General features: G+C 58.6%; 11 protein-coding genes. 1 reads left to right on the plus strand and 10 read right to left on the minus strand.

Translation table 11 applies throughout. The annotated features are described in order from the left end of the window. The 10 genes from QRN10_RS01555 to rpsB all read right to left on the minus strand — a co-directional run bounded on the left by QRN10_RS01555 (nucleotide 1) and on the right by rpsB (nucleotide 10,486). Nucleotides 1-504, minus strand: coding sequence for an OmpH/Skp family outer membrane protein (locus QRN10_RS01555; RefSeq protein ID WP_003219314.1), 504 nt, complete (start codon nucleotides 502-504; stop codon nucleotides 1-3). 45 nt (nucleotides 505-549) lie between these two features. Beyond that, nucleotides 550-2,937, minus strand: a complete 2,388-nt coding sequence (gene bamA, locus QRN10_RS01560; protein WP_253510931.1) for an outer membrane protein assembly factor BamA — start codon at nucleotides 2,935-2,937, stop codon at nucleotides 550-552. A gap of 74 nt (nucleotides 2,938-3,011) precedes the next feature. Then, nucleotides 3,012-4,364 carry a sigma E protease regulator RseP gene (gene rseP / locus QRN10_RS01565; RefSeq protein WP_181079266.1) on the minus strand — a complete coding sequence of 451 codons (1,353 nt, stop codon included), beginning with the start codon at nucleotides 4,362-4,364 and terminating at the stop codon, nucleotides 3,012-3,014. A gap of 52 nt (nucleotides 4,365-4,416) precedes the next feature. Beyond that, complete coding sequence (gene ispC, locus QRN10_RS01570) at nucleotides 4,417-5,607, minus strand: 1-deoxy-D-xylulose-5-phosphate reductoisomerase (protein ID WP_285427742.1); 1,191 nt, start codon at nucleotides 5,605-5,607, stop codon at nucleotides 4,417-4,419. Beyond that, nucleotides 5,604-6,413: a phosphatidate cytidylyltransferase gene (locus tag QRN10_RS01575; RefSeq protein ID WP_181079261.1), complete on the minus strand. Its 810-nt coding sequence runs from the start codon at nucleotides 6,411-6,413 to the stop codon at nucleotides 5,604-5,606. The genes ispC and QRN10_RS01575 overlap by 4 nt, the downstream gene beginning before the upstream one ends. Next, nucleotides 6,414-7,169, minus strand: coding sequence for a polyprenyl diphosphate synthase (gene uppS / locus QRN10_RS01580; RefSeq protein WP_034096241.1), 756 nt, complete (start codon nucleotides 7,167-7,169; stop codon nucleotides 6,414-6,416). Between the two features lie 17 nt (nucleotides 7,170-7,186). Beyond that, nucleotides 7,187-7,744 (minus strand): ribosome recycling factor, encoded by a 558-nt coding sequence (gene frr / locus QRN10_RS01585; protein WP_034096240.1) that lies wholly within the window; start codon nucleotides 7,742-7,744, stop codon nucleotides 7,187-7,189. Then, on the minus strand, nucleotides 7,741-8,484 hold the full coding sequence (gene pyrH, locus QRN10_RS01590; protein WP_003189161.1) for a UMP kinase: 744 nt from the start codon (nucleotides 8,482-8,484) through the stop codon (nucleotides 7,741-7,743). Before pyrH ends, frr begins: the two co-directional genes overlap by 4 nt. Nucleotides 8,485-8,693: 209 nt before the next feature. Beyond that, the gene (tsf, locus tag QRN10_RS01595) at nucleotides 8,694-9,557 is read right to left on the minus strand and encodes a translation elongation factor Ts (RefSeq protein WP_181079258.1); all 864 of its coding nucleotides are present in this window, start codon (nucleotides 9,555-9,557) and stop codon (nucleotides 8,694-8,696) included. A gap of 191 nt (nucleotides 9,558-9,748) precedes the next feature. Beyond that, nucleotides 9,749-10,486: a 30S ribosomal protein S2 gene (gene rpsB, locus QRN10_RS01600; RefSeq protein WP_003219330.1), complete on the minus strand. Its 738-nt coding sequence runs from the start codon at nucleotides 10,484-10,486 to the stop codon at nucleotides 9,749-9,751. 388 nt (nucleotides 10,487-10,874) lie between these two features. On the opposite strand from rpsB, the gene map reads away from it, so the two are divergent. Then, complete coding sequence (gene map / locus QRN10_RS01605) at nucleotides 10,875-11,657, plus strand: type I methionyl aminopeptidase (RefSeq protein WP_181079256.1); 783 nt, start codon at nucleotides 10,875-10,877, stop codon at nucleotides 11,655-11,657. The last annotated feature ends 18 nt before the right edge of the window (nucleotides 11,658-11,675 follow it).

Here is an 11,675-nt window from a genome sequence, read left to right on the forward strand (position 1 = left end):
TTACTTCAGCTGGTTCATGCGCTCGATCACCTGACGGGTGATGTCGTATTGAGGCTTGACGTCAATCACGGCGCCGCGCTCGAACACCAGGTCAAAGGCGCCTTTCTTGATCACTTCTTCCACAGCGCTGTCGAGTTTCGGCTTGAGCTGCTTAAGCATTTCGCGATCGGCCACAGCCTTGGCTTCGTTCAGCTCTTTGGACTGGAACTGATAGTCACGGGCCTTTTGCTTGAATTCCAGCTCCAGACGCTCGCGCTCGCCTTGCTGCATCTTGTCACCACCGGCCACCAGACGATCCTGGATGCCCTTCGCGCTGCTTTCCAGGGTCTTGAGCTTGGTCAGTTGCGGACCGAATTTTTTCTCGGCATCCACGGCATATTTTTTGGCCGCATCGGATTCCAGCAGGGCCATCTGATAGTTCAGAACGGCGATTTTCATTTCGGCGAAGGCCGGGGTGGCTACCAGCACGGTTGCCAGCAGAACCAATTGAGTCAACTTACGCACGATGCACTCCTACAGAATCCGTTGTCGTTATCTTAGGTCAGACGCTTAGAACGTCTGGCCGAGGGAGAATTGGAAAATCTGGGTTTCAGCGTTATCCGGTTTCTTGATTGGCATGGCCAGCGCAAAGCTCAACGGGCCCAGCGCAGTCACCCACGTCACACCCACACCCACGGAGCTCGCCATGTTGCTGAGGCTCACGTCGTTGCACTGGGTATTGGACTTCAAACCGCTTGGGTTTTTGATCTGCTCGCACTTGGAATCGAACACGTTACCCACGTCCCAGAATACGGATGTGCGCAGGGAACGCTGATCTTTCACGAACGGCAGTGGGAACAGAATTTCAGCACCACCCTGGATCAACACGTTACCACCGAACGGCAGTGGGTCGTTGTCAGTGTCAGGTTGAGTGCCGATGTTACCGGTTTGCGCAACACCGCGGCTCGGGGTACCGCGCGGGCCGAGAGTGCTGTCCTTGAAGCCACGTACCGAGTTGAAACCACCTGCATAGTAGTTTTCATAGAACGGCAAGCCATTGGTCGAACCGTAACCGTCGCCATAGCCCAGCTCGGTGTGCAGGCGCATGGTGTAGTTGTCGCTCAACGGCTGGAACAACTGGCCGCGATAGTCGAGTTTGAAGAACGACAGGTCGCTGCCCGGCGTGGTGACTTCCGCCGTCAGGCTCTGGGAATGGCCACGGGTTGCCAGCACGCCTTTGTTCAGGGTCGACTCGGACCAGCCGGCGGACGCCTTGAAGTTCAGGAACTTGTCGCCTTCACGACGGGTGAAGTCGAAGATCTCGTCCACGGTATAAATACCGGTCTTGATCTCATCCTGCTGCGCAGTCAGGCCGAAGGTCAGGCGCGAAGTTTCGCTGATCGGATAGCCGATGTTCACGCCAGCACCCAGGCTGTCGATCGCATAGCTAGCTACGTCTACGTCGAGATCTTTGTAGTCGGTGGTGCGGTAGAAGGCGTTGTAGCCCAGGCTCACACCGTCGGCGGTCCAGTAGGGGTCGACATAACCGAAGTTATAGCGGCTCTGGTATTCGCTGCGGGTCAGGCCAATGGAAACCTTGTTACCGGTACCCAGGAAGTTGTTCTGGGTGATCGAGCCACCCAGGATCAGGCCGGCGCTCTGCGCGAAACCGACACTGGCGGTGATCGAGCCCGAGGCCTGCTCTTCAACGGCATAGTTCACGTCAACCTGGTCGTCCACACCTGGCACAGCCGGCGTTTCGACGTTGACTTCCTTGAAGAAGCCCAGGCGTTCAAGACGGGTCTTGGACTGGTCGATCAGGTAGGTCGAAGCCCAGCCACCTTCCATCTGACGCATCTCACGACGCAGCACTTCGTCGGCGGACTTGGTGTTGCCACGGAAATTGATGCGGTTTACGTAAGCACGCTTACCGGGGTCGACCACGAAGGTGATATCAACGGTGTGGTCTTCGTCGTTGGGGGTCGGCACGCCGTTGACGTTGGCGAAGGTGTAGCCTTCGTTACCCAGGCGGCGGGTGATCAGTTCGGAGGTGGTGGTCATCAGCTTGCGCGAGAACACCTGGTCTTTCTGCACCAGCAACAGGGACTTGACCTGGTCTTCAGGCACTTTCAAGTCACCGCTGAGCTTGACGTCACGAACCTTGTACTTCTCGCCTTCGTTGACGTTGACAGTGATGTAGACGTGCTTCTTGTCCGGCGTAATGGACACCTGGGTGGAGGCGATGTCCATGTTGATATAGCCGCGATCCAGGTAGTAGGAACGCAGGCGCTCCAGGTCACCGGAGAGTTTCTCACGGGCGTACTTGTCATCGTTCTTGAAGAACGACAACCAGTTGGTGGTCTTGAGTTCGAACAGGTCGACCAGGTCTTCATCCGGGAACTTGGTATTGCCTACCACGTTGATGTGCTGGATGGCCGCCACGGTCCCTTCGTTGATGTTGACCTTGAGGCCGACACGGTTACGCGGCTGCGGAACCACTTCCGTTTCCACGGTCGCGGAGTAGCGACCCTGGGCGACGTACTGGCGCTGCAGTTCGTTACGCACGCCTTCAAGGGTGGCGCGCTGGAAGATTTCACCTTCGGCCAGGCCCGATTGCTTCAGGCCTTTCATCAGGTCTTCAGTAGAGATCGCCTTGTTGCCTTCGATCTCGATACTGGCGACGGATGGTCGCTCGACGACGGTGATGACCAGGACGTTGCCTTCTCGACCCAGTTGGATGTCTTGAAAGAACCCGGTTTTGAACAGCGCACGAGTGGATTCCACCAGGCGACGATCATCAGCCTGTTCCCCGACGTTCAACGGCAAGGCACCAAAGACGCTACCGGCGGAAACCCGCTGGAGGCCGTTGACGCGAATATCGGAGATGGTGAAGGACTCGGCGTGAACTTCGGCGATCATCAATACGGTGAGAACCGCAGTTAGCAGCAGACGTTTCATGAAGTCCTTTCTTATTCCAACTGGCAATAAACAAACTGCCGCAAAATGCGGCAGATTCGCAATTCAGCGAAGCGTTACAGTCGACCCAAATCGTTGACCAGGGCTAACAACATCACCCCGACCACCAAACTGATACCGATCTGTATCCCCCAACCCTGCACACGATCCGACAAGGGGCGACCACGCACCCACTCGACCAGATAAAACAACAGATGTCCCCCATCCAATACTGGAATGGGCAACAAATTCAGAACCCCCAGGCTGATACTCAGATAAGCCAGGAAATTCAGGAAATCCGCGACACCCGACTGGGCAGAAGCGCCCGCCACTTTAGCAATGGTTATCGGCCCACTCAAGTTTTTTACCGAGAGCTCGCCGAACAACATTTTCTTGAGGGATTCGAGCGTCAGCACGCTCATGGTCCAGGTGCGTTTCGCACCCTCGCCAATTGCCGCCAATGGACCGAAGCTGACCTCGCGCATCATCGAAGGCGGCCACTCGGGACTTTTGACACCCGCACCCAGGTAACCTGCGGCCGCCTTGGCTTCCCCGCGCACCGCCAGGGTCACCGGGACGTCGATTTGAGCACCATCGCGCTCAACTTTCAGCACAATTCTGGTATCAGGGCGCACACGAACCAGATCAACCACCTGCTGCCATTCGCTCAACGGCTGACCATCGAGCGCCAGCAGGCGGTCGCCGGTTTTCAGGCCTGCGGCCTGGGCCGGGCCTTTGGAGTCGAGTTCGGCGAGCACCGGCGGCAACGCCGGACGCCACGGACGAATGCCCAGCGACTTGATCGGATCGGGCTCGTCAGCACCCTTGAGCCAGTGGTCCAGGGCCAACGCACGTGAGGCTTCGGCGCTGGAGTCCTGCTCACGCACCACGACGTTGACGGTGCCGCTCTCACCCAGGCGGCGCACCAGCTGAAGATTGACCGCCCCCCAACCCGTGGTCGGTTCGCCATCAATGGAAACAATTTCCTGACCCGCGACCAGACCGGCCTTCGCCGCGATACTGTCTGCCTCGACCGCACCGATCACCGGGCGGATCTGCTGGCTGCCCAGCATGGCCAACACCCAGAAAAACAGCATGGCCAACAGAAAGTTGGCGATCGGACCGGCGGCCACTATGGCGATACGCTGACGAACGGTCTTGCGATTGAAGGATTGATCCAACTGATCAACCGGCACCTCGCCTTCGCGTTCGTCGAGCATCTTGACGTAGCCACCCAAAGGGATGGCCGCGATCACGAACTCGGTACCGTGGCGGTCATGCCAACGCACCAGCGGCATGCCGAAACCGACGGAAAAGCGCAGTACCTTGACGCCGCAACGACGCGCCACCCAAAAGTGGCCGAATTCGTGGAAGGTAACCAGCACACCCAGAGCAACCAGGGTGCCGACAATCATATAAAGCGCACTCATCTAATTTCTCCGCATTCCAATCCAGTGCCTGAAGGCTCAACGCGCCTGCAGACTATTGCGCGCTGCGGCTCAACCAATCTTCGGCCAGGGCCCGGGCCTTGGCGTCCGCCTCGAACACTGCGCCCAGATCATTGACGGCTACGACAGGCTCACGGCTCAAGACGTCCTCGATCATACTCGCGATCTGTGGAAAACGGATGCGCCGCTCGAGAAACGCCGCCACGGCCACTTCATTGGCCGCATTAAGCATCGCCGGCGCACTGTTACCCGCCTCCGCCGCCTGGCGCGCCAGGCGCAGACAGGGAAAACGCTGCTCGTCGGGCGCTTCGAAATCCAGGCGAGCCACGGCAAACAGATCCAGCGGCGCCACGCCCGAGTCGATGCGCTCAGGCCATGCGAGAGCATTGGCGATCGGCGTACGCATATCGGGATTACCCAACTGCGCCAATACCGAGCCGTCCACGTAATCCACCAGGGAATGAATCACACTTTGCGGGTGAATCACCACCTCGACCTGCTCAGGCCGCGCGTCGAACAGCCAGCAGGCCTCGATCAACTCCAGACCCTTGTTCATCATGCTTGCCGAATCCACGGAGATCTTGCGCCCCATCGACCAGTTCGGATGGGCACATGCCTGGTCGGGAGAGACCTGCTCCAGCTCGGCCAACGGCGTTTGCCGGAACGGACCGCCCGAGGCCGTGAGCAGGATCCGACGTACGCCGACCTGGCTCAAACCCCGTGCGAAGTCACCGGGCATGCATTGGAAAATGGCGTTGTGCTCGCTGTCGAGCGGCAGCAGCACCGCCCCGCTCCTGCGCACAGCCTGCATAAAGAGTGCACCGGACATCACCAGTGCTTCTTTATTAGCCAACAGGATCTTTTTGCCCGCATCGACGGCCGCCAGGGTAGGCCGCAGGCCCGCCGCACCGACAATGGCCGCAACCACGGTGTCGACTTCGGCATCCGCCGAAACCTGGCACAGCCCCTCCTCGCCCACCAGCACCTGGGTGGCGAGCCCGGCTGCGCGCAAACCATCCTGCAAGGCGCGCGCCGCAGCCGCCTCGGGCACCACGGCGAAGCGCGGCGCATGGCGCACGCACAATGCCAGTAGCTCGCTGAGGCGGGTATAGCCGGTCAGCGCGAACACCTGATAGCGGTCCGGGTGACGCACGATCACATCCAGCGTGCTCAGCCCCACCGAACCGGTGGCCCCCAGCACGGTCACCTGCTGCAGGCGACTCACGAAGCGGTCATCCACAGCAATACGGCAAAGATCGGAATGGCGGCGGTAAGGCTGTCGATACGGTCAAGCACCCCGCCATGTCCAGGCAACAGATTACTGCTGTCCTTGATACCGGCCTGGCGCTTGAACATGCTTTCGGTGAGATCACCCACCACCGAAATAAACACCACGATGGCCGTGCCCAGCAGGGCCAGAATAATTTCCTTACCTGTCCAGCCGCGCACGAGACCGACCACCAGCGCGATAACCAGTGTCAGGGCGAGGCCACCGTAAACACCCTCCCAGCTCTTGCCCGGGCTCACGGCCGGCGCCAGCTTGCGCTTGCCGAATGCCCGGCCCGAGAAGTAGGCGCCGATATCCGCGCCCCAGACCAGCACCATCACCGCCATGATCAGCCAGTTGCCCATCGGCGAATTCTTGATTTCCACCAGCCCTTGCCAGGCCGGCAGCAAAATCAACAGGCCAATCACCAGCTTGGTGGCGACGCTGGACCAATGGCCGCTGGTACGCGGATAGGTCAGCACCAGGAAGGTCGCAAGCGCCCACCACAGCACGGCCGCCCCCAACACCCACGGCACCACGATGCTCGACAGGGTATGCATCAAAAACAGCAACACCGCCACGACCGCTGCGTAGGCCACGCGCGGCAACTGGGCAGTAAAACCGGCAAGGCGCGCCCACTCCCAGGCGCCCAGGGTCACGACCAGGCCAATAAATAAGGCGAAGCCGGAACCGTCGAGCAGGAAAAACCCACACAAGGCGATCGGCAATAGGATCAGGGCGGTGATGATTCGTTGTTTAAGCATTTAGACCCGGGCTCCAGCTTCGATCTGCTCGCTTGTTTTACCAAAGCGACGCTGACGGGAAGCGAAATCGGCCAGCGCAGTGCGCATGGCATCGTGTTTGAAGTCCGGCCAGAACAGGTCGGAGAAGTACAGCTCGGTATAGGCCAACTGCCACAACAGGAAGTTACTGATGCGGTGCTCGCCACCGGTGCGAATGCATAAGTCCGGCAATGGCAGATCGCCGGTCACCAGGCAGGTTTGCAGCAATTCGGGCGTGATGTCGTCCGGTCGCAGATGACCGGCCTGCACTTCGCGGGCCAGCCGCTGCGCGGCCTGGGCGATGTCCCACTGGCCGCCGTAATTGGCTGCGATCTGCAACACAAAACGGTCGGCGCCGGCGGTAATCGCCTCGGCTTCACGCATGGCCGCCTGCAGTTCCGGGTGGAACCGCGAGCGATCACCAATGATGCGCAGGCTGATGTTGTTGTCGTTAAGGCGCTTGGCCTCACGACGCAGGGCCTTGAAGAACAGGTCCATCAGAGCGCTGACTTCTTCGGCGGGCCGCTGCCAGTTCTCACTGGAGAACGCGAACAAGGTGAGTACTTCCACCTTGGCCTCGGCACACACCTCAATCACCGCCCGCACTGCATCGACACCCGCTTTATGCCCGGCAACACCCGGCATGAAGCGTTTCTTCGCCCAGCGATTATTCCCATCCATGATGATCGCGACATGGCGCGGCACCACGGAGGGTACAGTCTGCTTGGTCTTTTCCATGAAGGCGTCCTGACCCCTTATACGGCCATCAGGTCCTTTTCTTTTTCTTCGGTTGCCTGGGTGATCTTCGCCTCGGCTTCCTTGGTCAGCTTATCGATATCGGCAACGGCGCGACGCTCTTCGTCTTCGCTGATTTCCTTGTCCTTGACCAGCTTCTTCAGCTCACCCAGGGCATCGCGACGAATGTTACGCACTGCAACGCGCGCGTCTTCCGCCGCGCTGCGCGCCTGCTTGGTGAAGCCCTTACGGGTTTCTTCGGTGAGGGCAGGCATGGAGATCAGCAACAACTCGCCCAGGTTGGTCGGGTTGAGGTTCAGACCGGCGCTCTGGATCGCCTTGTCGACCGCAGCGAGCATGTTGCGCTCGAAGGCCACGACTTGCAGGGTCCGCGAGTCCTTGACGGTGACGTTGGCCACGCTGCTCAGCGGGGTGTCGGCGCCATAGTAAGGCACCATGACACTGCCCAGGATGCTCGGGTGCGCCTTGCCGGTACGAATCTGGCCGAATGCATGGCTCAGAGATTCCAGGGATTTCTGCATACGCGCTTGGGCGTCTTTTTTGATTTCGTTGATCATTGTTGGCCTTCCTCGATCAGAGTCCCTTCCGCACCGCCATGGACGATATTCAGCAGGGCGCCGGGCTTGTTCATGTTAAATACGCGCAGCGGCATCTTGTGGTCGCGGCACAGGCAAATAGCCGTCAGGTCCATCACGCCCAGCTTGCGATCCAGCACTTCATCGTAGGTCAGATGATCGAACTTCTCGGCATGCGGGTCTTTGAATGGGTCTGCGGTGTACACACCGTCCACCTTGGTGGCCTTGAGCACCACGTCGGCATCGATCTCGATGGCACGCAGGCAAGCCGCCGAGTCCGTGGTGAAGAACGGGTTGCCCGTGCCTGCGGCGAAGATCACCACTTCTTTGGAGTTCAAGTGACGCATGGCTTTGCGACGATCATAGTGATCGGTCACGCCGACCATGGAAATAGCCGACATTACGATGGCCGAAATGTTGGCGCGCTCCAGGGCGTCGCGCATGGCCAGGGCGTTCATCACAGTGGCCAGCATGCCCATGTGGTCACCGGTGACCCGATCCATGCCGGCAGCACTCAGTGCCGCGCCACGAAACAGGTTGCCACCGCCAATCACCAGGCCCACTTGCACGCCAATGCCGACCAGTTGGCCGACTTCCAGCGCCATGCGGTCGAGCACCTTGGGATCGATCCCGAACTCTTCCGAGCCCATCAGGGCCTCGCCGCTGAGCTTGAGTAGAATGCGTTTATAGCGAGCCTGATAACCACTGCCCTGCTGAGCCATTGCGAATCTCTCCTGCGGCGTATTTTCAAAAATTCTTGGCGAGCCGTTTACGGCTTGCGTTCACTCTAGCTGGACGCTATCACAGCGCCATCGGAACACGGCTTTGTAAGCCAGTTCCGACGGGAAGCCAAATAAAATCGGCCTTCCCATTTGAAAAGAGGCTGCGCGCGTGAGCGGGCAGCCTCTTTCGGGCGACAGTTGAAACTGTCTTATTGCTTGGCGGCAGCCAGCTGGGCAGCAACTTCTTCAGCGAAGTTGTCGACCGGCTTCTCGATGCCTTCGCCTACTTTGAAGTAAGTGAAGGAAACGATTTCAGCGCCGGCTTTCTTGGCCAGCTCGCCAACCTTGATTTCAGGGTTCTTGACGAACGCCTGCTCAACCAGGCTCGCTTCTGCCAGGAACTTGCTGATACGGCCTTTGACCATGTTCTCAACAATGTTTTCCGGCTTGCCTTTGATTTTCTCTTCGTTCAGCTGCAGGAACACCGCTTTTTCGCGCTCGATGGCTTCGGCGGATACTTCCGAAGGCAGCAGGAACTCAGGGTTGCTGGCTGCGACGTGCATCGCGATATCTTTGGCCAGCTCAACGTTGCCGCCCTTCAGAACTACCGCAACGCCGATCTTGTTGCCGTGCAGGTAACCACCAACCACGTCACCTTCAACACGGACCAGGCGACGGATGTTGACGTTTTCGCCAACCTTGCCGACCAGTACCAGACGGGCAGCTTCCTGAGCTTCGATCAGAGGCTCGACGGTGGTCAGCTTGTCAGCGAACGCTTTTTCGACGCTGGCCGCAACGAATGCCTTGAAGTCGTCCTGCAGAGCCAGGAAGTCGGTCTGGGAGTTCACTTCCAGCAGAACAGCGGACTTGCCGTCTTCTTTCAGAGCGATGGCGCCTTCAGCAGCTACGTTGCCTGCTTTCTTGGCAGCCTTGATAGCGCCGGAAGCACGCATGTCATCAATGGCTTTTTCGATGTCGCCGCCGGCCTTGGTCAAGGCCTTTTTGCAATCCATCATGCCTTCGCCGGTACGCTCACGCAGTTCTTTAACCAACGCTGCAGTAATCTCTGCCATTTCAAAATCCTCTTGGATAGGTTTTCAACCATTCCACCCGAGCAAACGGGCGATCAATTCTTCTCGAACCACCCTTGTAGGCCGCTGCACGTTACAGATGATGTAGCTGCGCTGCCGACAAATGGTTTTCGAGGGGGCAAAAAGGGGGCCAAGCCCCCTTTTTGCTTACTGAGTCAACGCCAGGGCGTCAATTACTCAGCGGCAGCTACCGGAGCTTCTTCAACGAACTGCTCGGTACCACCAGCAACGTGGTTACGACCACGGATTACAGCGTCAGCCATCGAACCCATGTACAGCTGGATAGCGCGGATAGCGTCATCGTTGCCTGGGATGATGTAGTCAACGCCTTCCGGGCTGCTGTTGGTATCGACTACGCCGATAACAGGGATGCCCAGCTTGTTGGCTTCGGTGATCGCGATGCGCTCGTGATCAACGTCGATAACGAACAGTGCGTCAGGCAGACCGCCCATGTCCTTGATACCACCCAGGGAACGATCGAGCTTTTCCAGGTCACGAGTGCGCATCAGCGCTTCTTTCTTGGTCAGCTTGGCGAAGGTACCGTCTTCGGCTTGCACTTCAAGGTCACGCAGACGCTTGATGGAAGCACGGATGGTTTTGAAGTTGGTCAGCATGCCGCCCAACCAGCGGTGATCGACGTACGGCGAACCGCAACGTGCTGCTTCTTCAGCAACGATCTTGCCGGCGGAACGCTTGGTGCCGACGAACAGAATCTTGTTTTTGCCCTGGGCCAGGCGCTCTACGAAAGTCAGAGCTTCGTTGAACATTGGTAGGGTTTTTTCAAGGTTGATGATGTGGATCTTGTTGCGCGCGCCGAAAATGTATTTACCCATTTTCGGGTTCCAGTAACGGGTCTGGTGACCGAAGTGCACACCGGCCTTCAGCATATCGCGCATGTTGACTTGGGACATGATAGTTCCTTAATAAGTCGGGTTTGGCCTCCACGTATCCCAATGACCAACCAGCGGCATCAAGGCCTCCGGCACCCAGGTCATCGTGTCGACACGTGTGTGGATTTAAGCTTTTCGGGGTATCCCCGGAAAGCGGCGCATTTTATACCACACGAAGGGCGAAAACGAAACCCGCAATCACAGTTGCCGTCAGCTGTCTCAACGCAAGCCTTTGAAACCAGCCGAAACAGCCCCACCCTATAGAGAGAAGCGATCACCAGACGTTCATGACTTGAGACCCTGGTCTGTTAGAATCGCGTTTTTTGGGGCTTGTGCGAATTCTGCAACCTCTTTGTCGCACACCCGTAAACCGTATTGATTTCAGCGCGTCGCGCTAGAGAGAGCCTGTATGACCGTTAGTTTGAAAACCGCCGAAGACATTGCCGGCATGCGCATTGCCGGCAAACTGGCTGCCGACGTGCTGGAAATGATTGCCGAACACGTCAAGCCCGGCGTCACTACCGAAACCCTGAACCAGATCTGCCACGACTATATCGTCGACGTGCAGAAGGCTATCCCTGCTCCCCTCAACTACAAAGGCTTCCCCAAGTCGATCTGCACGTCGGTCAACCATGTGGTCTGCCACGGTATTCCCGGCGACAAGCCGTTGAAGGACGGCGACACCCTGAACATCGACGTGACCGTGATCAAGAACGGCTACTTTGGCGACACCAGCCGCATGTTCCACGTCGGTAACGTTCCGGTATGGGCCGAGCGCCTGTCCCAGGTCACCCAGGAATGCATGTACAAGGCTATCGAGATCGTCAAACCCGGCTGCCGCCTGGGCGACATCGGCGAAGTGATCCAGAAGCATGCCGAAAAGAACGGGTTTTCGGTAGTGCGCGAATTCTGCGGCCACGGCATCGGCACCGTGTTCCACGAAGAACCGCAGATCCTGCACTACGGCCGCGCCGGCACCGGCATGGAACTGAAGGCGGGCATGACCTTCACCATCGAGCCCATGATCAACCAGGGCAAGGCCGACACCAAGGTGCTGGGCGACGGCTGGACCGCCATCACCAAGGATCGCAAGCTCTCGGCCCAGTGGGAGCACACCTTGCTGGTCACCGAGACGGGCTACGAGATCTTCACCTTGCGCGCAGACGACACCATCCCGCGCGTTTCGGCGTAATCCAAGGCTGCGTTGGTT

Source organism: Pseudomonas sp. lyk4-R2A-8 (assembly GCF_030209095.1).
In the GTDB taxonomy this organism is placed as follows: Bacteria; Pseudomonadota; Gammaproteobacteria; order Pseudomonadales; family Pseudomonadaceae; genus Aquipseudomonas; species Aquipseudomonas quebecensis.

What these genes read in the sequence shown, in the direction of transcription:
- bamA (WP_253510931.1), bottom strand. Translation starts at nt 2,937, where the DNA reads ATGAAACGTCTGCTGCTAACTGCGGTTCTCACCGTATTGATGATCGCC.
- rseP (WP_181079266.1), bottom strand. Translation starts at nt 4,364, where the DNA reads ATGAGTGCGCTTTATATGATTGTCGGCACCCTGGTTGCTCTGGGTGTG.
- QRN10_RS01575 (WP_181079261.1), bottom strand. Translation starts at nt 6,413, where the DNA reads ATGCTTAAACAACGAATCATCACCGCCCTGATCCTATTGCCGATCGCC.
- uppS (WP_034096241.1), bottom strand. Translation starts at nt 7,169, where the DNA reads ATGGAAAAGACCAAGCAGACTGTACCCTCCGTGGTGCCGCGCCATGTC.
- frr (WP_034096240.1), bottom strand. Translation starts at nt 7,744, where the DNA reads ATGATCAACGAAATCAAAAAAGACGCCCAAGCGCGTATGCAGAAATCC.
- pyrH (WP_003189161.1), bottom strand. Translation starts at nt 8,484, where the DNA reads ATGGCTCAGCAGGGCAGTGGTTATCAGGCTCGCTATAAACGCATTCTA.
- tsf (WP_181079258.1), bottom strand. Translation starts at nt 9,557, where the DNA reads ATGGCAGAGATTACTGCAGCGTTGGTTAAAGAACTGCGTGAGCGTACC.
- rpsB (WP_003219330.1), bottom strand. Translation starts at nt 10,486, where the DNA reads ATGTCCCAAGTCAACATGCGCGATATGCTGAAGGCCGGTGTGCACTTC.
- map (WP_181079256.1), top strand. Translation starts at nt 10,875, where the DNA reads ATGACCGTTAGTTTGAAAACCGCCGAAGACATTGCCGGCATGCGCATT.